General features: G+C 69.8%; 20 protein-coding genes and 1 pseudogene. 13 read left to right on the top strand and 8 right to left on the bottom strand.

The window, feature by feature from the left end; translation table 11 throughout:
* The 6 genes from HV824_RS27335 to HV824_RS27310 form a co-directional block, all read left to right on the top strand.
* Positions 1–1,321 (top strand): SBBP repeat-containing protein (locus HV824_RS27335; RefSeq protein ID WP_176418839.1); only part of this gene is annotated, 1,321 nt, incomplete at its 5' end.
* A gap of 19 nt (positions 1,322–1,340) precedes the next feature.
* Positions 1,341–2,921 carry a S8 family peptidase gene (locus HV824_RS27330; RefSeq protein ID WP_176418838.1) on the top strand — a complete coding sequence of 527 codons (1,581 nt, stop codon included), beginning with the start codon at positions 1,341–1,343 and terminating at the stop codon, positions 2,919–2,921.
* A 130-nt stretch (positions 2,922–3,051) separates the two neighbouring features.
* The gene (locus tag HV824_RS27325) at positions 3,052–3,843 is read left to right on the top strand and encodes a hypothetical protein (RefSeq protein WP_176424601.1); all 792 of its coding nucleotides are present in this window, start codon (positions 3,052–3,054) and stop codon (positions 3,841–3,843) included.
* 12 nt (positions 3,844–3,855) lie between these two features.
* Entirely contained in the window at positions 3,856–5,193 is a 1,338-nt protein-coding gene (locus HV824_RS27320; RefSeq protein ID WP_176418836.1) for an SBBP repeat-containing protein, read from the top strand.
* A gap of 36 nt (positions 5,194–5,229) precedes the next feature.
* Positions 5,230–6,174, top strand: coding sequence for a Hint domain-containing protein (locus HV824_RS27315; protein ID WP_163787260.1), 945 nt, complete (start codon positions 5,230–5,232; stop codon positions 6,172–6,174).
* A gap of 146 nt (positions 6,175–6,320) precedes the next feature.
* Positions 6,321–7,394 (top strand): Hint domain-containing protein, encoded by a 1,074-nt coding sequence (locus HV824_RS27310; protein WP_176424600.1) that lies wholly within the window; start codon positions 6,321–6,323, stop codon positions 7,392–7,394.
* Between the two features lie 66 nt (positions 7,395–7,460).
* Here the strand turns inward: HV824_RS27310 and HV824_RS27305 are convergent, their stop codons facing one another.
* On the bottom strand, positions 7,461–8,591 hold the full coding sequence (locus HV824_RS27305) for a hypothetical protein (RefSeq protein WP_368670964.1): 1,131 nt from the start codon (positions 8,589–8,591) through the stop codon (positions 7,461–7,463).
* Between the two features lie 283 nt (positions 8,592–8,874).
* Between HV824_RS27305 and HV824_RS27300 the strand changes: the two genes are divergently transcribed.
* Positions 8,875–10,821: a HEAT repeat domain-containing protein gene (locus HV824_RS27300; protein ID WP_255208381.1), complete on the top strand. Its 1,947-nt coding sequence runs from the start codon at positions 8,875–8,877 to the stop codon at positions 10,819–10,821.
* A 68-nt stretch (positions 10,822–10,889) separates the two neighbouring features.
* On the opposite strand, the gene HV824_RS27295 is transcribed toward HV824_RS27300, so the two are convergent.
* On the bottom strand, positions 10,890–11,486 hold the full coding sequence (locus tag HV824_RS27295; RefSeq protein ID WP_255208380.1) for an outer membrane beta-barrel protein: 597 nt from the start codon (positions 11,484–11,486) through the stop codon (positions 10,890–10,892).
* 139 nt (positions 11,487–11,625) lie between these two features.
* Between HV824_RS27295 and HV824_RS27290 the strand changes: the two genes are divergently transcribed.
* Together HV824_RS27290 and HV824_RS27285 are read left to right on the top strand one after the other, a co-directional pair.
* Complete coding sequence (locus tag HV824_RS27290; RefSeq protein WP_176418831.1) at positions 11,626–12,717, top strand: hypothetical protein; 1,092 nt, start codon at positions 11,626–11,628, stop codon at positions 12,715–12,717.
* Between the two features lie 61 nt (positions 12,718–12,778).
* On the top strand, positions 12,779–13,618 hold the full coding sequence (locus HV824_RS27285) for an FRG domain-containing protein (protein ID WP_176418830.1): 840 nt from the start codon (positions 12,779–12,781) through the stop codon (positions 13,616–13,618).
* Between the two features lie 64 nt (positions 13,619–13,682).
* Here the strand turns inward: HV824_RS27285 and HV824_RS27280 are convergent, their stop codons facing one another.
* From HV824_RS27280 to HV824_RS27270, 3 genes are all read right to left on the bottom strand, one after another.
* On the bottom strand, positions 13,683–13,907 hold the full coding sequence (locus HV824_RS27280; RefSeq protein ID WP_176418829.1) for a DUF2934 domain-containing protein: 225 nt from the start codon (positions 13,905–13,907) through the stop codon (positions 13,683–13,685).
* A 155-nt stretch (positions 13,908–14,062) separates the two neighbouring features.
* The gene (gene mutY / locus HV824_RS27275; protein WP_176424597.1) at positions 14,063–15,187 is read right to left on the bottom strand and encodes an A/G-specific adenine glycosylase; all 1,125 of its coding nucleotides are present in this window, start codon (positions 15,185–15,187) and stop codon (positions 14,063–14,065) included.
* Positions 15,184–16,011 (bottom strand): SDR family oxidoreductase, encoded by an 828-nt coding sequence (locus HV824_RS27270; RefSeq protein WP_176424596.1) that lies wholly within the window; start codon positions 16,009–16,011, stop codon positions 15,184–15,186. Before HV824_RS27270 ends, mutY begins: the two co-directional genes overlap by 4 nt.
* A gap of 96 nt (positions 16,012–16,107) precedes the next feature.
* On the opposite strand from HV824_RS27270, the gene HV824_RS27265 reads away from it, so the two are divergent.
* On the top strand, positions 16,108–17,091 hold the full coding sequence (locus HV824_RS27265) for a PD-(D/E)XK nuclease family protein (protein ID WP_176424595.1): 984 nt from the start codon (positions 16,108–16,110) through the stop codon (positions 17,089–17,091).
* Between the two features lie 12 nt (positions 17,092–17,103).
* Here HV824_RS27265 and HV824_RS27260 read toward each other — a convergent pair whose 3' ends face one another.
* Together HV824_RS27260 and HV824_RS27255 are read right to left on the bottom strand one after the other, a co-directional pair.
* Complete coding sequence (locus HV824_RS27260; protein WP_176424594.1) at positions 17,104–17,964, bottom strand: ThiF family adenylyltransferase; 861 nt, start codon at positions 17,962–17,964, stop codon at positions 17,104–17,106.
* Positions 17,965–17,992: 28 nt separating this feature from the next.
* Positions 17,993–18,790, bottom strand: coding sequence for a TatD family hydrolase (locus HV824_RS27255; RefSeq protein ID WP_176418825.1), 798 nt, complete (start codon positions 18,788–18,790; stop codon positions 17,993–17,995).
* A 120-nt stretch (positions 18,791–18,910) separates the two neighbouring features.
* On the opposite strand from HV824_RS27255, the gene HV824_RS27250 reads away from it, so the two are divergent.
* Both HV824_RS27250 and HV824_RS27245 read left to right on the top strand, forming a co-directional pair.
* A complete protein-coding gene (locus HV824_RS27250) occupies positions 18,911–20,404 on the top strand; it encodes a PD40 domain-containing protein (RefSeq protein WP_176418824.1) in 1,494 nt (497 codons plus the stop codon).
* Between the two features lie 163 nt (positions 20,405–20,567).
* Positions 20,568–20,819, top strand: coding sequence for a hypothetical protein (locus HV824_RS27245; RefSeq protein ID WP_176418823.1), 252 nt, complete (start codon positions 20,568–20,570; stop codon positions 20,817–20,819).
* A 61-nt stretch (positions 20,820–20,880) separates the two neighbouring features.
* Here HV824_RS27245 and HV824_RS27240 read toward each other — a convergent pair whose 3' ends face one another.
* Positions 20,881–21,123, bottom strand: coding sequence for a hypothetical protein (locus tag HV824_RS27240; protein WP_240358844.1), 243 nt, complete (start codon positions 21,121–21,123; stop codon positions 20,881–20,883).
* A gap of 527 nt (positions 21,124–21,650) precedes the next feature.
* Between HV824_RS27240 and HV824_RS27235 the strand changes: the two are divergent.
* Positions 21,651–22,069: pseudogene (locus HV824_RS27235) on the top strand (zinc ribbon domain-containing protein); the annotation flags it as partial.

Below are 22,069 nucleotides of genomic sequence, written 5' to 3'. Positions count from 1 at the left end.
CCCCATCCCCCTCTGGCTGCTGCCAGCGCTCGCGGCGTGCCAGCCCCCCGCGTCCTTCGACGGGCCGCTCACGCCTGCTGAACATCCCGTCCTCGTCGGCGGCGGGGGCTGTCTGTCCCCCGCCTGGCGAATCATCCAGTTCGGCAGCGCGGGTGATGACGTGGCGGTGGACGTCGGGCTGGACGCTGACTGCGACCTCTTCGTGGCGGGCACCACCCTGGGGGTGCTGGAGGAGGGGAGCGTCACGCGAGGCCAGTTCCAGGACGCCTTCGTGGCCAGCCTGGATGCCAGCGCCCAGCCGCGGTGGCTGCGCCAGTACGGCTCGGCGTGGGACGACACCGTGAAGGGGCTCGCCGTCTCCCCCGAGGGCGACACCTACGTGGTGGGCAGCACGCCCTTGGCGATGCCGGGCGCCGTCAACCTCGGGCAGGGGGATGCCTTCGTCATCAAGCACGGTCCGGGAGGCGCGCTGGACTGGGTCGTCCAGCGCGGCTCGGCCGAGGAAGACACCGGGCTGGGCGTCGCCCTTTCACGAGACGGCCGCCACGTCTTCCTCGCCGGCGGGACGATGGAGAAGCCCGACGTCAGCTTCGACATGAGCATCGAGGTGCTGGAGGCGGGGGATGGGACGGTGCTGGAGGCGCGTCGCCATGGGACCGCCGGGCATGACCGGGCGGAGGCCGTCGCCGTCAGCGCCGAGGGCTCCGTCGTGCTGGTGGGCGCCACGCTGGGTGGGTTCGCCTCGGCGAACGCGGGCTCGTTCGACGCCTTCCTCGCCCACCTCGACCCCACGCTGGGCCTCGCCTGGGCGCGGCAGCCGGCCACCCCTGACATCGACGCCGGGCTGAAGGTCGTCATCGCGCCCGATGGCGCCATCCTCATGCTGGCGCTCTCCTTCAGCGACCTGGCCACGGGCCGCGGGGAGAATGATGGCCTCTCCTCTGCCTTCCTCCTCAAGTACGACCCGATGGGGCGCCTGCTCTGGGCTCAGCGCGTCGGCTCGCCCCATGAGCTCCACCGCGCGAGCGGGCTCGCCGTGGACGGACACGGCGCCATCTACGTCGCTGGCGGGACGCACGGCGCCATGGACGGCCCCAACCAGGGAGGCCGGGACGCCTTCGTCGTGAAGTACGACGCCCACGGCGCCCGCCTGTGGGCGCGGCAACTGGGCACCCCGGGCATGGACGAGGCCCATGCCGTCGCGCTCACCCGCGCGGGGGACGTCGTCATCGCCGGCTACACCACGGGCCAACTGGGTAGCGCCCATGCCGGAGGGCAGGACGTCTTCGTCGCCCGCTTCAACAGCCGCGGGCAGCAGTAATCAACCAAGGAGCCGTTTCATGCACGGAAGAACTGGAAGGCGGAAGAGCTCGGTTTCTCAGCTGTTCGTCGCGGTGCTCGCCTTGACGATGGCGCTTCCCGCGAGCGCGGCGGACGGGCTCGAGCTCAAGCCCCGGCCACTGGCACGCAAGGGCGTGGTGGAGCTGCGGCGCAACGTGGAGATTCCGCGCGTCGTCGTGAAGTTCCACGAAGGGACCCGCGTTCGCCTGCGCGGGGAGCAGCTCATCGCGCTGCGCGAGTCGCGCGGCGCGCGTGAGCTGGGCCAGTTGAGCCAGCGGGGCCTGACGGGCTCCTCCGTCGAGGCGGACATGGCGACCGTGGCCTCGCTCGTCGCCGCCAGCCCCTATGCTCGTGGGCTGGGCCGGATGTTCACCGCCGACGAGAAGCAGCTCGACACGCGCAAGTTCGCGACGGAGACGCTCAGCGGCCAGGAGGTCGCCGACCTGAACCTCTACATCGAGGTTCCCATCCGCCCCGGTACCACCTTCCAGCAAGTCAGGGACCTGGTGGAGAAGCTCGACGCGCTGCCCAGCGTGGAGACGGCCTACGCGGAGCCCGCCGCGGAGCCCGCCGCGGTCAACTGGCCCAACTTCCTCACGCCGATGCTGCTGAAGGCCGGCCCGAACCTCCAGGGTGAGCAGGGTTACCTGGGCGCCGCGCCCACCGGCATCGACGCGCACTACGCGTGGACGGTGGCGGGTGGCAGCGGCGCGAACGTCAAGGTCGTGGACGTGGAGGGCGGCTGGCGCACCACGCACGAGGACATGCCTGGCCTCTTCCACCAGGGGGGCGCCCAGTTCAACGACCTGGGCTGGCGCAACCATGGCACCGCCGTGCTGGGGGAAATCGTGGGCGTGTCCAATGGCTTCGGCGTGACGGGCATCGCCCACGCCGCCCGGGCGGGCTACGAGTCCATTGGCTCCCAGAGCGCGGCCAGCGCCATCGCCAATGCCGCTGTCGCCGCGGGCTCCGGCGGGGTCGTCCTCATCGAGCTGCACCGCCTGGGGCCGCCCAACAACACGCCCTGCACCTGCAACTTCGGTCAGTGCGACTACATCGCCATGGAGTACTGGCAGGCGGAGTTCGACGCCATCGTCCAGGCCACCCTGAATGGCGTCGTGGTCGTCGAGGCCGCGGGCAATGGCAGCTCCAACCTGGATGACGCCGCCTACAACAACGCCTTCAACCGCGACGTGCGCGACTCGGGCGCCATCGTCGTCGCGGCCGGCTCCTCGCAGGGCCGCGCGCCGATGTGCTGGACCAACCACGGCAGCCGCCCCGACGTCCACGGGTGGGGTGAGAACGTGGTCACCCTGGGCTATGGCGACCGGTTCAACGGCGGGTCGGAGAACACCTATTACACCGCCAGCTTCAGCGGGACCTCCAGCGCCTCGCCCATCGTCACGGGGGCCGCCGCCTCCCTGCAGGGGGCGCTCCAGGCCCGCGGCCGCTTCCCGCTGAGCCCGCTGGCCCTGCGCGATGTGCTCTCCAGCACTGGCAGCGCCCAGGCCCCGGATGCCCGCCGCATCGGCCCCCGTCCCAACCTGCGCGCCGCCCTCAACCGCCTGGGCATCTTCTAGCCCCCAGCGCGCATGAACCCCGCCCTGGAGTGGCGCGCCGCTCCAGGGCGCCGGCCCCCGCCGAAGGGGGCCGGCCCCAGGTCGTTCTCACCTCTTGGGCGTAGAACCTCTCAACGAGCCAGGACCTCAGATGCCACGTTCTCCACGAAGCACCGCCGGGATTGGCCTGGGCGCCGCCTGCGTGGCCTCCGCGCTGCTCTTCGCGCTCTGGAACGGTGCCGCCCGGGCCCCCGCCCCGTCGCCAGAAGCGCCGCCTCCGGCGCCCCCCGTCATGGCGTCCGCTCCCTCCGCGCCACCCGCCGCGCGGCCCCTCGTGGAGATGCCCGCGGAGGAGACCACGCCGGTGGTCATCTCCGAGCCGGCCGCGCCAGGCGAGTCCGGGCAGCGGCGCCCGAGGCTCCGGGTGGACGACTTGCGCGATGCGATGATGGCCGGCAACCCCGACCTGGCCCAGTTCCGGACGTTGCAGCGCAAAGTGCTGCTCAAACCAGAGGAGCGGGAGCTGCTGCGTGGCATCTACAAGGACCGCGAACAGATTGAAGTGGCGCGGCGGGACCTGCTGGCTGAAAGCGAACAGACCTACAGCGACGACAATCAATTCCGCCGGATGTACCGGGTCGAGTATCTGGGGATGGCGCTCGAATGGAAGGACAATCCCGAGCGGGCGCACCTGCTCGACACCGTCGAGTCGCTCGTCATGGCACGCAACATCCGCGCCACCCAGGACCCGGAGGTGCGGCGCTCGCTGTCGGGAGACAAGGTGGAGATGATGATGATCCTCCTCCATAACGACCGGGCCCGGGCGGAGCAGTTGTTGGCGCAGTCCCGAGGCACCCCTTACGAACCCCTGCTCGAGTACGCCCGCGTCAGGTTCGACGCGCTCTGGGCGCTCGCGCGTCAACAGCAGACATCGAATCCCTGAGGTCTCTTCATCATGTCCAGCTTCTCGCGTTGGTGCATCCTCGTTGGTATCTCCTCGCTCGGCTGTGGCTGTCACGCGCCATCCTCCGAGCTGGGCACGGCCGAGCCCATCCTCAATCAACTCCAGACGGAAGGCTGCGGGAACTCCCTCACGGGGGAGGTGCTCTTGCAGTTCGGGACGGACGCCGACGACCAGGCGGTGGCGCTCGGGCGTGACGCCGAAGGCAACGTGTACCTCTCGGGCAACACGGGCGGCGCCTTCGGAGAGCCGGGAGAGCAGGGCGGCGGCCAGGATGTCTTCCTGGTGAAGCTCTCCTCGTTCCTGCAGTTCAACTGGGTTCACCAGTTCGGCTCGCCGGGCGAGGACGCCGCGCGGGACGTGGTCGTCACCGGCGAGGGTCAGGCGCACGTCGTCGGCATCACGCAAGACTCGCTCCCGGGGCAGTTCTCTTCGGGGGGCGCGGACGTCTTCGTGGCCCGGTATGACAACGAGGGGCGGCGCTCCTGGCTCGTCCAGCACGGCACACAGGAGGAGGACTACGGCCTCTCCGCCGCGCTCCGTCCGCAAGGAAGAATCGGCATCGCCGGGGCCACGCTGGAGACTCCGGTCAATGGCTTCGACGTCACGCTGCTTCAGTTTGACGACCAGGGCCAACAGGTCCGCAGGGATGTCTTCGGCTCCATGAACCAGGCCCATGACCGCGGAGAGGGAATCGCCGTGTCTCCGAACGGGAGGACCTGGGTCGTCGGGTCGACGCAAGGCCGCCTGGGCGCCCAGCCCCTGGGCTCCACGGACATCTTCATTCGCCAGTTCGACGGTGCCCAGAACCAGCAGTGGACCGCCCAGGTGGGGACGCCGGACATCGACGCGGCGCTCGCGGTCGCCCAGGACGGGAATGACCGCATCTACGTGCTCGCGCTCTCCTACAGCGACCTGAGCCGCCCCAACTTCGTCGAAAACGACGGCATCCCCAACGCCTTCCTGATGCGCTACTCGACTTCGGGAGAACTCAAGTGGACGCGCCGCATCGGGCCGGCCAACCAGCTCAGCCTTGCCACGGGGCTCGCCGTCGACAGCGCGGGCAATGCCTATGTGGCGGGCTGGACGACCGCGGCGATGACGGACACCCCCAACCAGGGCGGGCACGATGCGTTCGTCGCCCAGTTCGACAGGTGGGGCAACCAGACACGCGCCTGGCAGTGGGGGACGGGCGCGGATGACGAGCTGCGCGATGTGGTGATGACCAGCTCAGGAATGGCTCTGGGATGGGGAACGACCCGCGGAAGCCTGGGGGCCCCCAACCAGGGTGGACAGGACGTGTTCGTCGTCCAGTTCGCGACGAGCCCGTAGCAGGCCGTTCTTCAACCAACCAGCAGGGGGTAAGACATGAAGAAGACCATCTTCGCGGTCATTGGTTCACTGGCGATGTCGTCATCGGCCTTCGCCGCGTGGGCGCCCAACGAATATCGGTGTACGTTCGATCAGCTCACCGCGAATCAGGCCGAGGGTCGTCAACGCTGGGCGAAGCGCTGGCAGCAGCAGAATCCCTATGGCATCACGATGTGGGGGGGGCTGGATCACAACTACTGGCACTCGAGCTACACGCTCGAGGCCAACCAGGCGGTGTCCATGGGCTATTGGCTGTACCCCGTCTATGTGGACCCCAACAACATGTACACGCCCTGGAAGGGACCGGGGGCGTATGGGACCGCGACAGCGTCGTACACGGGCACGCAAATCCAGACCTCCGTTCCCTACAACTTCAAGCCCGCGCACATCCAGATGGATGGCGTGTGCGAGCCCGGTTGCTACACGCCGGACCAGAAAATCCTCCTGTCTGATGGCGCCATGGGCATCCGCGAGGCCCTGGAGTCCGGGCGGACGGACCTGGTGACGCTCTCGCCCGAGGCGTCATTCGCCTCTGTCGAGTTCCTTGACAACAAGGTCGAGCATTACACGTTGGACCGCGACGCCACGGAGCAGGAAATCCTCACGTTCCGCACCCGCTCTGGCGGGGAGCTGCGCGTCACCACCGAGCACCCGCTCGTCACGCCGGACGGCACGCTCAAGCGGGCCCGCGAAATCGGGGTGGGTGACAGCCTCGTGGACCGCCACGGCAAGGCGGATGAAATCGTCTCCCTGGACAAGAAGTGGGAGTACACCCGCGCCTACAACGTGCGCCCGGTGACGAAGGACCTCACGTCCAACATCATCGTCGCCCAGGGCTACCTCAATGGCTCGCAGCGCTTCCAGAGCGAGTACGTCGAGGAGATGAACCGGATGATTCTGCGCGACAACGTGCCGGAAGTCCTCGTCCCCGCGGGCGAGTAGCCGCACCCCGGCCGCCGGAGCGCATTTCCTGTCGCTCCGGTGGCCCCGCTGTTCACAAAGCCTGTCCCCATCCATCCGGTCCCGTCTGCTTCTGGTGGGCACCGGATTTTGTCGTGTCCGCAGACGGATTCCAACAAGAGCAAATCATGACAGTGCTATCACCGAAGAAAGACAGACGCATCATGGGCCTGGCGGTCCTCACCGCCTGCTGCGGCTCGCTCGGAGCCGCGAGCGCGGCTCCCGCTGGCGGGCCTGGGGGGATGGAGGAGAAGCTCATCATGGTCGAGGAGTTCCCCGATGACGGCGGCGGCGGAGGAGGAGGTGGTGGTGGCGGCGGCTGGTATCCAGTGAGCTACCGATGCACGAATGACCTAGTCAACGCGAACCAGGCGGAGGGCCGCCAGAAGTGGGCGAAGCGCTGGCAGCAGCAGAACCCCTACGGCACCACGGTGTGGGGCGGCCTGGACATGCGCTTCTGGAATTCCGCCTACTCCACGGAGGCCTTCGACGCGGCGGCGGCGGGCTACTGGCTGTACCCCATCTATGTGGACCCCAACAACATGTACGCACCCTGGAAGGGGCCGGGGGCGTCTGGGACCGCGACGGCGTCGTACACGGGCGCGCAAATCCAGAACAGCGTCCCCTACAACTTCAAGCCCGCGCACATCCAGATGGATGGCTTGTGCGAGCCCGGCTGCTACGCGCCGGACCAGAAAGTCCTCCTGTCTGATGGCGCCATGGGCATCCGCGAGGCGCTGGAGTCCGGGCGGACGGACCTGGTGACGCTCTCGCCCGGGGCCTCATTCGGCGCGCTCTCCTTCATGAAGAACCGGGTCGAGCGCTACACGGTGGACCGCGACGCCACGGAGCAGGAAGTCCTCACGTTCCGCACCCGCTCCGGCGGGGAGCTGCGCGTCACCACCGAGCACCCGCTCGTCACGCCGGACGGCACGCTCAAGCGGGCCCGCGAAATCGGGGTGGGTGACAGCCTCGTGGACCGTCATGGCAAGGCGGACGAAATCGTCGCCCTGGACAAGAAGTGGGAGTACACCCGCGCCTACAACGTGCGGCCGGCGACGAAGGACCTCACGTCCAACATCATCGTCGCCCAGGGCTACCTCAATGGCTCGCAGCGCTTCCAGAGCGAGTACGTCGAGGAGATGAACCGGATGATTCTGCGCGGCAACGTGCCGGAAGTCCTCGTCCCCGCGGGGGAGTAGCGGCGGAGCCCGGCCGGGCCCGGAGCGCCTTGCTGGCGGCTCCGCGCCCGGCGCGTCAACAACGCCCTACATGCCCATGGGCTCCATGCCCAGGATGAGGGAGCCGTTCTGGGTGAAGAGGTTCCAGTTCTGGGTGGTGCCGGACCAACTGGCGATGGTCACTCGCCACGTCTTCTTGAGGAACCAGAAGCCTACCCGGACCCAGAGCTTGATGTTGCCGGAGAGCGCGTTCAGGTTCACGTTGGAGCGGAGCGTGTAGTCGAGCGAGTAGAACGGCCAGAACAGCTCGGCGAAGGCGGGCAGGCTGACATTGACGAGGACCAGACTGCCCTCGACGCCGACCCCCGCGATGATGATGTCGACCCCCGCGGACGCGGTGGCGTTGGCCCAGCCGCCCGCGGCGGCGGTCAGCCTGGCGATGGTCGGCCCAATCTGCCCGGAGACGGTCAGCTTCACGCCGCCACCGATGGACGCCGCGACCGAGACTGGAACCGGTCCCACCATGAACCGCTTGGAGACGGAGAAGAACGTGCGGCTCCAGTTGATGGGCGTGATTTCAAAGCTGGCGTACAGGTTTCCGGACCAGATTTGCTGCCCCATGGCGTAGACGCGGGCGGTGCCGCTGTTGTTTCCGCCCTGCTGGCCGGTGAGCTCCGCGCGGCCCCGGACAATCTCCCGCTCCGTGCCAAACGCCACGGCGAAGACCTTGCCGTCGGCATAGGCCTCCACCTTCTTCTCCGCGACGCCCGTTGACGGAGACGCCGTCATCGCCGCATCGATGATGTAGCCCGCACCGAAGAGGCTGTTGCCGAAGTCATTCTTCCGGTAGTAGCTGCGGCTGAAAGGGGTGGTGCCATTGGACGGAGGCGTGACTTCCGTCGCCACCACGACCGCGGGCTGCACATTCTCGACGTGTGCCTCGGGAATGGTGCCCTGGTTGATGGTGATGTTCGGGCTGCCGTCGACCGGGTCTGTCCCCAGCACGCCGCCCGTTCGCGCGAGCTCGTCATTGATGATGATTTGCCGCTCGGTCGCCGAATACGAAGGCGAGAACGGATAGGTCGACTCCCAGGGGTAGTTGTTGTTGAGCTGATAGCCTGGTGGATAGGTCGTGGCGGGGAAACTCGCGGGGTTGACAGTGTAGATGACCGGGTCGACATACGCGGGCACCTGTGCCTGCGCAGCCTGCGGAGCCACCACTGCGAACAACAGCGCTGCGAAACCCAATGCTGCTCTCGGCTTTTGCATGTGCGGTGTCCTTTCGGGGCAGTCAAATTGAGCCCGAAATCAAGGAAACTCGTACAGGCATGTCACTGCGAGTGTCAATCGTGACATACTGCTAGAGGATAGTTTTTCGGGGTGGTCCGGGACTGGCGGGGTGCCGCTGTTGTATATTTTGAGGCGGCTGGGCCTAGGCGCGCCCCCCTGATGCATGCTAGCGATTGGCGTCATGCGCTCCGCACCGAAGCGTCATCAAGCCTTGTCGTTGGCAGTCCTCCTCGTCGTGGGGCTCTCCGCTGCGTGGTGGTGGAGTCAGCCGGAAGCGGCCATTCCCACTCCGGCGCCGGGGCCTTCGCGCGCGCCGGCGGCGCTCCAGGCCCCCCCGCCGCGCTCCGGGCCTGAGCCCGTGCGCGCCAGCGAGGATGGAAGGCGGGCCTGGGTGCCAGGCTCGGAGTACCGGTATTCGCTGGACGTGACGCAGCAGGTGGCCTTCAAGCAGACGCAGCCGCAAGGGGATGCGCCGCCATCAATGCGCTTTCACCTCCAGGGCGAGTGGCGTGTGGGCATCGTCAGCGCGAGTGACGCGCGGGTCGATGCGCGGGTGAGCCTGTTGCCAGAGAGCGTCTCCGTCGACATCGAGGGCCATGACGCCCTGTCCCCGGAGCAGCGGGAGTTGCTGATAGGGAGCCTCTCCCTCCCGTTCTTCGTGACGATGGAGCGCACGGGGGCCGCGCGGCTCGTCCACATGGAGACGGGCACGGACGTGCTGGCGCAGGGCCTGCTCCGCTCGGTGGTGGCGGCGACGCAGTTCGTGGTGCAGGGCGTCCCTGGCGCGGGCTGGCAGAGCGAGGAGCACGATGCCACGGGCCAGTACAACGCTGCGTACCGGCGCGCCGAGGAGCCGCTGCGCTTCTCCAAGTCGAAGCTGGCCTATACCCACGTGGCGACGGCGAAGGGCCTCCAGCCGCTCGCGAAGGACAAGCTCCGCATTGATGTGCGCACCGATTCCCAGTTCCAGTTGGGCGCGGACCTGTGGCCAGAGTCGCTGGTGGCCAGCGAGCAGTTCGAGGTGGACGCGGGAGATGGCATGCCCCGGGCCAGTCATGAACTGCGGCTGCGGCTGCTGTTGTTGGCGCGGAGCCGGGACACCACGTTGCCCGGCGCGCTGGCCGCGCTACGAGACGGGTTGACCACCATCCCGCTGGCCAGCATCCAGGGCCACGCGCAGGACCCACAGGCCCACCACCGCCAGATTCTGGGGGGGCGCCGCTTCGAGGACATGCTCGAGGACCTGCGCGCGCTGCCCAAGGACGCACAGGCCCGGGACGACGCGAGGACCCTGGCGATGGAGCGCCTGCGCGCGCTGTTCGTGCTGGAGCCCGCTGAGGCCCTGAAGGTGCCAGGGGTGCTGCACGAGGGGTTGGAGCCGCTCGCCGCCAGCCCGATGTTGGGCGCGCTGTCAGCGGCCAGTACGACGGAGTCGATTCAGGCCCTCTCCCGCATCCTGGAGGATGGCGACGTGTCCGTCCCGGTCCGGACGGACGCGGTCGCGGCCCTGGGCATGGCGGAGGCTCCCACTCCGGAGGGCGTGGAGGCGCTGCGGGCGCGCGCGCGCGACACGCAGCCGGAGCTGCGGGACACCGCGACCCTGGCGCTGGGCAACGCGGCCATGCGGATGGGGGCCGGGTCCCAGGACGCACGGGGCGCGCAGACGCTCGTCGAGGAGCTGGGCGCGCGTTTTCGTTCGTCGAACTCGGTGGAGGAGAAGGCCCTGGTGCTGCGAGCGCTGGGGAACACACGGGACTCCCGCGCGCTCGTCTATATCGAAGAGGGGCTCCGTGAAGCGGCTCCCCAGGTGCGGCAGGCCGCAGTGGAGGCGCTGCGGTTGCTTGCCGACCCGGCGGTGGACCCGCTCCTCGCGCAGCGGCTGCTCGGGGACCCCTCGCCGGAGGTCCGGAAGGCCGTGCTCTTCGCCATCAGCTTCCGCCCGCTGGGGCCGCTCCTGTCCGCGCTCGACCAGGCGCTGCGGGGGGACCCGTCGGACGGGTTGCGAGCGGAGCTCGTCCAGTTCCTGGGCTCCAGGGCCACCACGACCCCCGAGGTGCGCCCGCTGCTGGCCTGGGCCAGTCAGAACGACTCCAACGCCAGCATCCGGCAGGCGGCGCTGGGGTTCCTCAACGCGGTGTTCGCCAACGCCGTCCCCTGAGGTCCCCGCCGCTTTCCGGCGGCGAGTCGCCGGCCCCGCGCGCCCCACGCAAGCCGGCGAAGGGCGCCTCAGAAGCGCATGCCCAGGCCCAGGTCGGCGCTGAAGAGGTTGCCGGCGTCGGCGCTGTCCGGGGCGAAGTCCCGCGCCACGAGCACGCGGTAGGTGGCGCGCAGTCCGGCGGTGACGCCGCTGTACCGGTACTCGAGCCCGGCGGCGAGCGGCACCTCCGCGCCCCAGCCCTTCTCGAAGGCGGTGCCCACGTCCATGGGCGTGGGGTGGAAGTAGCTGAAGCCGGCGCCCGCGCCGACGAAGGGCTTCCACTGCGAGAAGAGCGTGGGGCCCACCTTGGCCAGCAGGCCGCCGTTGTGCCGCCACAGGGTGCCGCGTCGGGGCTCCGCGTAGCCGTTGGCGGAGGCCTCGTAGCCCAGCTCCAGGCCCACGCCGGAGACGATGGGGACTTCTCCCAGCAGCGCCAGGAACGCGCCCACGCCCGTCTGCCTGCCCACGTTGCCCGACCACGTCGTCACGCCGCTGCGCACCGTCAGGCCGGAGGCCCCGAAGCCCGGGGCAGGCTGCGCCTTGACGCGGGGCGTCTCCGCGACGGCGGGACTGGCGAGCAGTGCCGCCGCCAGGGTGCCCGTCCCCCATCCACCTCGCCTGTTCATGAATGCCCCCTCCCTTGTCCGCCGGGGTGTCTCCCGGTTCTCGGGTGGAACGTTGTTGCCGGACAGGAAGGTCGGGAACCCGGCGCATCGGGGATGGGCAGCCACACCGGAGGGCCGGGGAGGGGATACAGTCCGCGCCATGAGCGCGCCGAACATCCGCCGAGCCGTCCAGTTGCTGCCTGCCTGCGCCACCACCGGAGTCGGGAGCCTGCCGCACACGCAAGTGGAGCTGGGGCTCCAGGCCGCGCTGGCCCTGGACATCCCGTTCCTGCCGCAGTTGCCGGTGGGCAAGCCCTCGGAGCTGATGATTCCCGCGGCACTGGAGGGGCTGCCGGGCCTGTCCTTTGATGAGGAGGGCCTGTGCACCGTGGACCTCGCGGCCTGGCAGGCGGGGCGCGCGGCCTTCGAGGCGCGGCTGGAGGCGGCGTTCCAGTCCGGCCAGTTCGAGGCCTTCGAGCCCTCCCCCGAGGCGTGCCGGGCGTGGCGGCCCTTCCTGTGGGAGGTGGAGACGCGGAAGCTGGCCTTCGCGAAGGCGCAGCTCGCGGGCCCCTTCACGGTGCGCTCGGTGGCGCGCACCACCGACGGACAGCCCGCGCTGGAGGTGCCGGGCCTGGATGAGGCGATGTACCGGCTGACGTTGGCGCGCGCACTGGCCATGGTGAAGGCGCTGCGCCGCGCGGGCACCACGCCGCTGTTCTACCTGGACGAGCCCGGGCTCTATGCGCTCCAGCGGACGAATCCCCGGCACCTGATTGCCATGCAGGAGCTGAAGCTGCTGGTGGTGGCCTTGCAGCGCGAAGGCGCGCTGGTGGGACTGCACTGCTGCGGCAACACGGACTGGGCCGCGTTGCTGGACGTCCAGCCGGACCTGCTCTCCCTGGACGTGCGGCTGTCATTGGACGCCATGGTGGAGGCGGACGCCGCGCTGGAGCGCTTCCTTGGCGCGGGCGCGACGCTGAGCCTGGGCATCATCCCCACGGACCTGGCGTCCACCTATGAGGTGGGGGAGCTGGTGGATTCGGTGGAGGCCACGCTGAAGGCGGCGCTTCCCAGCGGCTTCACCTTCGCGCAGGTGGTGTCCACGGTGGTGCTGACGCCCGCTTGCGGGCTGGCGATGCGCACGGTCATCGACGCGGAGCGAATCCTGGAGGAGCTCAAGGCGGCGCAGCGGCGGCTCCGGGGCGCGCTCCTGGCCGAGCGTCCCTCCGTTGACACCGTGAACCCCCACTGAGCGGCCGCCGTAAGGCCGGGGCCCCCGCGGTGTTTATCTTGTCGCGGGGGTTCAGGCGCCCATGTTGGAACAGCGTATCGGGACATGGTTGGAGCTGCAGGACGCGCTCTTCGCCGGATCGTGGAGCGAGGTGCTGGGGCGTCACCGCTCCACCTTCGTCTTCCGTGGCATGCCCCAGGTGGCCAATGACTTGTCCACGGCGCTCAACCGCAAGGGGCTGTTCGTGCGCAAGGAGAAGGACCTGCTGAGGGCCTTCCGTAAGTACGCGCGGGGCTACAGCCCGCAGCCGGTGGAGTCACTCTGGGACTGGCTCGCCCTGGCCCAGCATCATGGGCTGCCCACGCGGCTGCTGGATTGGACCTTCAGCCCCTACGTGGCGCTCCACTTCCTCACCGAGAACCCGGAGCGGTATGGGGAGGACGGCGTGGTGTGGTGCGTGGACTACCGCCAGACGAACCGCCACCTTCCCAGGCGGCTGAAGACGCTGCTCCAGGGAGAAGGCGCGGACGTCTTCACGGGGGAGATGCTGGCCACGGCGGCATCGGACCTCTCGACCTTCGACCAGCTCGCGAGGCACCCGTTCGTGCTCTTCCTGGAGCCGCCGTCGTTGGATGCCCGCATCGTGAATCAGTTCGCGCTCTTCTCGGTGATGAACGGGCCCGAGCTCTGCCTGGACACCTTTCTCGAAGCGCAGGCGGAGGGCGTGCGCAAGCTCATCATTCCCGCCGCGCTCAAGTGGGAGGTGCGCGACAAGCTGGACCAGAGCAACATCACCGAGCGCGTGCTCTTCCCTGGCTTCGACGGGCTCAGCCGCTGGCTCCGGCGATACTACAGCCCACGTGCCTCCGCGTGCGCCTCGGGCGCTCCGGCGGTGCGCAAGCGGCGGCGCGTGGCGAAGTGAGTTGGCCTGGCGGCACGCCAGCTCACCCCCTGGCAATGGCCCCCGGCGCTGCGACGGCGGGCTGTCACTGACGGCCGAGCCGGAGCTCGCGCTCGGCCTGGAACCAGTCCTGCTCGGAGCTGCCGTGCGTGCCGCCACGGGCCAGGAAGATTTCGTAGGCCCGACGGGCAAGCTGCTCGTTGGTGGGGCCGGGACGCGGTTCCGGAGCCCGGAGCTTGGACCGGGCCGACGCGGCTGGCGGCTTGCTCGAAGACGGCCCCGTCGGCTTGTAGGCGGTGTGGCGTGCCATGTTCGGATTCCTCCGGAAAAGAGTCCGCGGAGATTGGGGCGCGTCGAGCCCGAACGAAACCGGCATGCCAGGGCCGGGGTTGCCAGTGCGACAGGAGGACTGCCTCTGTGTCGGACGGCGCACAGGCGCAACGTGCGAGGCCGGCGTGCAGGCCCTCAGTCGCCTGACAGCACGCCCACTCCGAGCACGACGTCGAGCGCTCGCTGCATCGCGGTGCTTATGCCGAGGTCCCCCGCGTCGGTCGGGGAACACCAGCGAAGCTCCTGGAAGGCGGGCGTGCGCGTGGGCCGGCGAGGACCGGAGACGCGCAGCAGCCGCAGCGAGAGGTCGCGGTGGGTGAGCTGCCGCTTCACGGTGCCCAGCGGGCCTTGCAGCGTCACGTCGACGCCCAGCGCGGCGGCGAGCCGGGCGCGGGCTTCGCTGTCTGGTGCGTCGTCGGCGATTTCGGCGGACGGCAGCTCCCACAGGCCTCCGAAGAGGCCGGCGTCCGCGCGGCGGGCGAAGAGGAGGGTGCCGGCATGGGGCCACACGGCGACGGCCAGCGTCAGCTTCTTGGGCGTGGCGCGCACCTTGGCGGGGGGCAGCTCGTCCACGCGGCCCTTGCGGAAGGCGACGCAGGCGCCGCGCACGGGGCACAGCAGGCACAGCGGGTTCTCTGGCCGGCACGTGGTGGCGCCGTGCTCCATGAGGGCCTGGTTGAAGTCACCGGGCCGCTCGCCCTTCACCAGCGCGGCGGCGAGCGCCCACAGTGTGGCTTCTCGCTGGCGGTCTCCCGGAAGGCCTTCGACCTCGAAGAGGCGAGCGAAGACGCGCGCGACGTTGCCATCCACCAGGGGCGCTTCTTCACCAAAGGCGATGGAGGCCACCGCGCCGGCGGTGTAGCGGCCGAAGCCGGGCAGCTCGAGCAGCTCCGCGGCGGTGGGGGGCAGGGTGCCGCCGAAGCGCGCGACGACTTCCTGCGCGGCGCGGTGCAGGTTGCGGGCGCGGCTGTAGTAGCCCAGGCCCTTCCAACCCGCGAGCACGTCATCCAGCGGCGCCGAGGCCAGCGCGCGCGCAGTGGGGAAGCGCGCGAGGAACCGCTCCCAGTAGGGAATCACCGTCGACACCTGGGTCTGCTGGAGCATGACCTCGCTCAGCCAGATGGCATACGGATCCCGGGTGCGGCGCCAGGGCAGGTCTCGCTTGTTCCGGTCGTACCAGTCCAGCAGTGGCCCGCGCACGCTGGCCAGGTGCGCCGGGGCGGGAGAGACAGTGGCCGCGAGCGGACTGCGGGAGGTCATGCGTCCTTCTTCTTCGGCGCCACCGCCATGCGGCGGGCGACACGGTCGAACAGGGAAGGCACCCACCGGTTGGCCACCACCATCACCCGGCCGGGCAGCGTGAGCACGGTGTCGCGCCGTCCACTCCGGCTGGCGCGAACCATGGCATCGGCGACCGCTTCCGCGGACATGGCCTTCAGCGGGATGGCGTCCTGTCGCCAGCCCTCCGCATGGAGGCGGTTCTCCCGGAAGTCGCTTTCGGTGAAGCCGGGCGACACGAGCAGCACCCGGATGCCCTCGGCGGCCAGCTCCGCGCGCAGCGACTCCGTCATCATATTCACGGCGGCCTTGGACGCGCAGTAGCCGCCCAGCAGGGGCAGCCCCCGGTGGCCCAGCACGGAGCTGACATTGACCACCTGCGCGCCACGCCGCTTGCGCAGCAGCGGCAGGGCCTCGCGCGTCATCCGCCACAGCCCGAAGACGTTCAGCTCGAAGACCTGCCGGAGCTGCGCCTCACCAACGCCCTCCAGCGGCCCGTAGAGCCCCTGGCCCGCGTTGTTGACGAGCACATCCAGCCCACCGAAGGCGGCGTCCGTCTCGCGCACCAGCCGCGTCACGTCGTCGCCCACCGTGACGTCGCACCGCACCGGCAGTGCCCTCACGCCCAGTGACGCCACTTCACGGGCCGCGTCTGCGAGCTCGGGGAGCCGGCGCGCGGCCAGGACGACATCCGCGCCCGCCGCCGCGTAGGCCTTCGCCGCCGCCCTGCCAATGCCTCCGGAGGCCCCGGTGACGAGGACCACCCGGCCCTTGAGGAATTGGGTCTTCATGCCGGCGCGCACCATACCCTCCCGGTTGCCTGGGGGGACTGTCTTTCAGCGACCAGCGGGGGCCTGTTTCCTCGCCTGTTCCCCTTCTGGTGGAGCGGGCGAACGCCTAGGATGCGCGCCCTCATGCCGCGCCCTCCTCTCAGCAACGACTTCTCCTGGTCCAAGAGCCGCCACGAGAAGTTCTCCGAGTGCCTTCGCGCGTACTACCTCTACTACTACCGCTCCTGGGGCGGCTGGGAGGTGAGCGCGCCCAAGGACGTGCGCGAGCTCTACGTGCTGAAGAAGCTGGGCAACCGCTACACGTGGGCCGGCAGCGTGGTGCACGAGAGCATCAAGGACGTGCTGCTGGACTGGCGCGCGGGCCGCCAGGTGGACCCGGCGGCGGTGGAGGCGCGCACGCGCAAGCTGATGCAGGACGACTTCCGGCACTCGCGCTCGAAGAACTACTGGTCGCAGAAGTACCGCAAGCAGTTCACCGGCCTGGTGGAGCACGAGTACGCCGAAGCCGTGCCGGACGAGGCGTGGAAGCAGAACTGGGAGACGGTGCGCTCCGCGCTGTCGTGGTTCTTCTCCTCGCGCTGGAAGGACCTGGCGCACAGCCTCAAGCCCGAGCAGTGGCTGGAGGTGGACGCGGGCTTCGACTTCGCCCACTTCACGCTGGACGGCCTCAAGGTCTTCGCGATTCCCGACTTCGCCTTCGTGGACGCGGACGGCACGCCGGTGGTGGTGGACTGGAAGACGGGCAAGTCGCGCGAAGGGTATGACGAGCAGGTGCTCGGCTACGCGCTCTATGTGGCGCAGCGCTACCGCTTCCCGGTGGAGAAGGTGCGCGCCTCGCTCGTGTACCTCAACGAGGGCAAGGAGCAGGACGTCACGGTGGACCCGGACGCCATGGCCTCCTTCCGCCGGCACTTCGAGCAGAGCGTGGCGAAGATGCGCGCGCTGCTGAAGGACGCGGCCACCAACACGCCGCTGGACGCCTCCGCGTTTCCGCCCACGGAGTCGCTGACGGCCTGCGCGCGGTGTGTCTTCCGCCGCCCCTGCGGGCGCGAGGGCGCCGTCGCCCAGGCGCCCCGGCCGCAGCAGGTGGCGTGAGGCGGCGTCCGGCTAGCGCGCCGACGCGAGCCGCCGCACCACCACGCCCGCCGCGTTCATCCCGAAGCAGGACGTAACGAAGGCCACGCTGCCGTCAATCTGCGTGCGGTGGTCGCAGGTGTGGAACTCGTTGTCCTGCGGGCACACGCACAGGAAGCCGTCGGTGGCGTCGTCGTACTGGAGCGTCACCGGCAGCCGCCGCGCTTCAATGGAGTACACGGCGGTGATGCCCGTGTGCTTGTCCGTCTCCACCGCGTACTTGCGCTTGAGCAGCTTGCGGATGTCCTTGGCGAAGGGGTCCATGTGCGTCTCGGACAGGTCCTCCACGCGGATGGCGGTGGGGTCCAGCCGGCCCGCCGCGCCCATGGAGCTGACCACCGGTACGCCCAGCGTCACGCAGCGGTGCAAGAGGTGCAGCTTCGCCTTCACGTTGTCGATGGCGTCCACCACGAAGTCGTACTGGCCCGCCTGAAGCATCTGCTCGGCCACGTCCGCGCGGTAGAACTCGCGCACCGCCTCCACCTTCGCCGCCGGGTTGATTTCCTGGCAGCGCTGCGCCATCAGCTCCGCCTTGGGCTTGCCCACGGCCTTCACTGTCGCGTGGAGCTGGCGGTTGGTGTTGGTGACGCACACGTCGTCGTGGTCCACCAGCGTCAGGTGGCCAACGCCGCTGCGCACCAGGCCCTCCGCCGCGAAGCTGCCCACGCCGCCCAGGCCGAACACCACCACGCGGGCGTTGGCCAGCCGCTCCATCGCGGAGTCGCCCAGCAGGCGGCCGGTCCGGTCGAAGCGGCGGGAGAGCTTGAAGGGACGGGCGAGCGAGTCCGGGGCGGTGGGCGGAGTCTCAGGGGAGGGGAGCGGCTGCGGGTTCATGGCGGTCCTCTATAACGCGACCGCTCGCCTACCGCGAAGGCGCAGGGAAAGCTTCCCGGAAGAAGCGGCGGGCATTCTCGGTCGTCTGCCGGGCGACCGCCTCGGCGGGCTCCCCCCGGACGCGGGCCATGCCCTCCAGGATGTGGGGAAGGTAGCCGGGCTCGGAGCGCGTCCCCCGGTGGGGCGTGGGGGCCTGGTCCGGGGCGTCCGTCTCCGCCATCAGCCGCTCCAGGGGGATTGCCCGGAGCGCGTCCAGCGGCTTGCGGGCCTCCGCCCAGGTGACGGGGCCCGCGAAGGAGAAGTGGCAGCCCTTCTGCAAGTAGAAGCGCGCCAACTCCACGCCGCCGCTGTAGCTGTGCAGGAGCAGGCCCGCTTCCGGTAGCGGCTCTTGCTTGAGCAGCTCGATGAGGGCCGGGTGCAGCCGGTGGCAGTGCATCAGCACGGGCAGGCCGTGCTTGCGCGCCAGCGCGAGGTGCCGCTTCAGCACCCTCACCTGCCGCTCCAGCGGCGCGCCCGGCAGGCTGGGGCCGTCCAACCCGCACTCGCCCACGGCCGCCGCGCCGCCCTTCGCGAGCAGCGCGTCCAGGTGCTCGAGCACGGCGTCGTCCTCTTCGGGCGGCATGTCAGGGAGGAGCTGCGGGTGGATGCCCAGGCCCACCTGAAGGCGGGCATCCTGTCGGGACAGCTCCCGCAGGGGCTCCCAGTCACGCGGACCCACGCCAGGAATGACGATGCCGTGAAGCCCCGCGGCCCAGGCGCGCGCGAGGACATCATTCCTATCCTCATCAAAGCGCGCCGCATCCAGGTGGCAGTGGGTGTCTATCATTGAGCAGGGCACTCCTCGTGGCCGTTCAGTCAGGAACACGCTGCGCGCTCCTGCACCGCAGGGTAGGCACGCCCGGAAAGCCTGACGGTATACGCGCCCTCTGTTCTTCGGAGGGTTTCCATGACCATGCGTGTCGTTTTCAGCGCGCTGTGTGGCGCGCTGCTGGTGCTGTCGACGGGGTGCGGTGACGAGTGTGTCGATGCTTTCGACTGCCGGCGCGACAACGGGCCACCCCCGGAGGGGCAGGAGTGGACGTGCCGCTCTGGCGACTGCGAGCTGCGCGATGTCCAGCCGCCGCCCGAGGAGGACGCGGGGACCGAAGAGGACGCGGGCACCGAGGAAGACGCGGGGACCGGAGAGGACGCGGGCACCGAGGAGGATGCCGGCACGGACGCGGGCACGGGCGGCGACGGCGGCGTGGTCGTCATCGGCACCGGGGCCAAGGATGAGGCTTGCACCTCGTCCGCCGACTGCGCCGCGGGCCTGCGCTGTGAGGGCGCGGCCGAGGCCATGACGTGCCAGTCGCTGCACGTGGCCTTCACGGCCATGGATGACACCGACGCCATGGCGGCGGTGGTGACGCGCTTCGACGAGCCGGAGCCCACCCGGCTGTCGGACGCCGCGGTGAACAGCCGCTACCCGCGCTGGAACCCGGCCGGCAACCGGATCGCTTTCGTCCAGGGCGCCACCGAGACGGGCACCTCGACGGGGAACCTGGCCGGTGAGCTGGTGGCGCGCGACGTGCCGCTGGTGGCGGACCCGCCCGCGGTGCTCGCCAACGGCACCACGGGCAGCACCGAGGGCTTCCTCTACCTGGAGTGGGAGCCGGGTGACTCGCTCCTGTACGTGCGCCGCGCGGGCGACAGCATCTCCGGCATCTCCCGCGTCCCGGCCGAGGGCGGCACGGTGGAGGAGGCCACGGCCGCGGGCACCTTCCCGGACTGGCGCAACGGCGACACGTTCGCGTTCAGCACCGCCACCGTCGGCCTCTCCACGGCCACCGTGGGCGGCGCGCCCACGCCGCTGGCCATCGCGGGCGCCACGGCGGAGCAGCCGCACTACAACCGCGTCAATGACCAGCTCCTGTTCCTCCGTCCGGATGACACGCGGCCGGTGGGGCTGAACGCCGCGCTCTACATCGTCCCGGTGGGCGGCGCCGCCGTGCAGACGATTGCCGAGTTCAGCACGGCGGCCGTCGAGGGTGGCTCGGTGGATTCCTACATCGCCAACCCCACCTGGGCGCCGGACGGCAGCTGGGTGGCGTACGTGCGCGCCTACTTCTTCAACCCCACCACGGGTGAGCCGGTGCTCTGCGGCGGCGCCGCCTCGCCCTGCGCCGGCGACCCGGGCAACATCGTCTTCCTGCGCCGCATCAACACGGCGGACGGCGCCCCGGTGGGGGATGAGGTCAGCTTCGCCGAGGGCGCCACGCTCCCGTCGTTCTCTCCGGATGCCCACCACGTGGCCTACATCCAGGGGGGGCAGCTCTACGTCCAGCAGATTGACCCGGTGGCGGGCGCCAAGGTGGGTGACCCCATCATCCACCCGGTGGGCGACTACACCCTCCAGACGTCGCGCGGCGATGACCACCGCCCGCGCTGGCAGCCCCGGTAGCCCCGGGCCGCTGACGGCGTGAAGTCCCAGGCCCGCGTCTCCCCAAGGGGACGCGGGCCTTCGTCGTTTCCGGCCTGGCGTGCGGTGCCTTGTCTCGGCGCGGGATGCGGCATAGGGAGGGGCGCGCTGGCCCGCTCCTGGGCCCGTCCACCGGAGGACCCGCATGAGGCGCATTCTTGTTCCTGGCTTCCTGCTCTTCACCGCCTGCGCCACCGTGCCGCCTCACCGCCTGGACGTGGGCAGTGGTGGCACCGTGGCCGAGGAGCCACAGGCGCTGGCCGCACCTGTGCGCCTGGAGACACGCTCCGGCAGCTTCCTGGTGCACCCGAACAACGCCGAAGACTTCGAGAAGCTGCTCGCGGGAGAGCCCACGCGGCAGCGCTACACCGCCGGCATCCTGCTGGCGGGAGACTGACGTCCACGCCGGCGCGCGGACAGCCGCACGCGCCACGCTGACGGGGACAGGGGCGGAGGGCTCAGCCCTCTACGACGATGCGGCGCCCCAGCGCCCGGGTCATCTGCGGCGAGGTGAGCTGGGCCAGCACATCCACCAGTTCCCCACCGGAGGTCTCGAAGGCCGCCGCGATGACCTCGCCCACCGTCAGGTGGACCTTGTCCGCCGCCGCCCGGGCCCGCTGGGCCGTTCGCCGGAGCGCGGGCATCACCCGCCGGCCCTGCCTGGGAACCGCGCCACTTCTACGAGTCGTCCGCTTGCCCATGGGTTCCTCCCACCGCACCGTGCTACGCGGGTGAGTACACCGTGGGTCTGACACATGCAGTTGAGGTGCCAGCCGCCTGACTACCTGTCCGGTGGGACAATGCCCCTCATTTCCCAGGTAGAAAGCGGGGTTAAGCAGACAGCCAGCTCGCTGGGTTCACGGTGCTGCCCGGGTATGAATCGTTTCATCGAGCGTTTTCGTTCACTCCGAGCGCAATCTCGACGTTTCGTTCAACGGCCTTGTTTCGTCACGTGGCTTACAATTCTTGGCACCCAGGTCCAATCTGACCTCGATGTCAGAGTCGAGCCTTCCCGCAGAAGTCTGCCTTTCCGGGCGGAAAGCCTGAATCTCCTGACACGAATGTCGCGGCCTCGTGGGCGGCGCGGGCAGTGCGGTATACGCCGAGGGCCATGCCTCAGACTCTCTGCCCGAATTGTGGCCACAGCCCCATTCCGCGCGGTGCCAGTGCGTGCCCCTCGTGCGGGGAGCCGTTCGACCATCTCCAGTCCCACAAGAAGGTCGGCCGGATGCGGTTGGACCGGCCCATGGTGGAGGCGGACGACGACGCCACGGTGTTCGGCGGGGACCTCGTCACCAGCGCGGTGTCCGCCCATCCGGGCCCGGCGGCGGGGGTGTTGCTGGCGAGCGCCGCGGCCTGGTTCGTCCGCGCCGCGGGCCTGTTGGGCTCGCTGGAGGACCCGGCGTGGACGTACGGGCTGGTGTGCCTGGACGCGGTGCTCGCGCTGGTGCTGGTGCTCAACCGGGGCCCCGCGAAGGGGGTGGCGCAGGTGGGCCTGGTGCTGCAACTGCTGGCCACGGGCTGGCTGGCGCGCGAGGCCCCCCTGGCGCCGGTCCACGTGGCCTACTTCATCCTCGGGGTGCTCGCGTTGGTGATGGTGGTGGGCGAGCCGGGGCCCATGCGGCGTTATCTGGCTGTCTCTTATAC

The sequence above is a fragment of the Myxococcus sp. AM009 genome, from assembly GCF_013372605.1.
Lineage (GTDB): Bacteria > Myxococcota > Myxococcia > Myxococcales > Myxococcaceae > Myxococcus > Myxococcus vastator.
Note: the sequence above shows the minus strand (reverse complement) of the source record. Positions and strands in the feature narration are given on the sequence as shown.

Excerpts from the sequence above, each read along its gene's own strand:
- HV824_RS27330 (WP_176418838.1), top strand. The coding sequence starts at position 1,341 with ATGCACGGAAGAACTGGAAGGCGGAAGAGCTCGGTTTCTCAGCTGTTC.
- HV824_RS27325 (WP_176424601.1), top strand. The coding sequence starts at position 3,052 with ATGCCACGTTCTCCACGAAGCACCGCCGGGATTGGCCTGGGCGCCGCC.
- HV824_RS27320 (WP_176418836.1), top strand. The coding sequence starts at position 3,856 with ATGTCCAGCTTCTCGCGTTGGTGCATCCTCGTTGGTATCTCCTCGCTC.
- HV824_RS27315 (WP_163787260.1), top strand. The coding sequence starts at position 5,230 with ATGAAGAAGACCATCTTCGCGGTCATTGGTTCACTGGCGATGTCGTCA.
- HV824_RS27310 (WP_176424600.1), top strand. The coding sequence starts at position 6,321 with ATGACAGTGCTATCACCGAAGAAAGACAGACGCATCATGGGCCTGGCG.
- HV824_RS27295 (WP_255208380.1), bottom strand. The coding sequence starts at position 11,486 with ATGAACAGGCGAGGTGGATGGGGGACGGGCACCCTGGCGGCGGCACTG.
- HV824_RS27290 (WP_176418831.1), top strand. The coding sequence starts at position 11,626 with ATGAGCGCGCCGAACATCCGCCGAGCCGTCCAGTTGCTGCCTGCCTGC.
- HV824_RS27285 (WP_176418830.1), top strand. The coding sequence starts at position 12,779 with ATGTTGGAACAGCGTATCGGGACATGGTTGGAGCTGCAGGACGCGCTC.
- HV824_RS27280 (WP_176418829.1), bottom strand. The coding sequence starts at position 13,907 with ATGGCACGCCACACCGCCTACAAGCCGACGGGGCCGTCTTCGAGCAAG.
- mutY (WP_176424597.1), bottom strand. The coding sequence starts at position 15,187 with ATGACCTCCCGCAGTCCGCTCGCGGCCACTGTCTCTCCCGCCCCGGCG.
- HV824_RS27270 (WP_176424596.1), bottom strand. The coding sequence starts at position 16,011 with ATGGTGCGCGCCGGCATGAAGACCCAATTCCTCAAGGGCCGGGTGGTC.
- HV824_RS27265 (WP_176424595.1), top strand. The coding sequence starts at position 16,108 with ATGCGCGCCCTCATGCCGCGCCCTCCTCTCAGCAACGACTTCTCCTGG.
- HV824_RS27260 (WP_176424594.1), bottom strand. The coding sequence starts at position 17,964 with ATGAACCCGCAGCCGCTCCCCTCCCCTGAGACTCCGCCCACCGCCCCG.
- HV824_RS27255 (WP_176418825.1), bottom strand. The coding sequence starts at position 18,790 with ATGATAGACACCCACTGCCACCTGGATGCGGCGCGCTTTGATGAGGAT.
- HV824_RS27250 (WP_176418824.1), top strand. The coding sequence starts at position 18,911 with ATGACCATGCGTGTCGTTTTCAGCGCGCTGTGTGGCGCGCTGCTGGTG.
- HV824_RS27245 (WP_176418823.1), top strand. The coding sequence starts at position 20,568 with ATGAGGCGCATTCTTGTTCCTGGCTTCCTGCTCTTCACCGCCTGCGCC.
- HV824_RS27240 (WP_240358844.1), bottom strand. The coding sequence starts at position 21,123 with ATGGGCAAGCGGACGACTCGTAGAAGTGGCGCGGTTCCCAGGCAGGGC.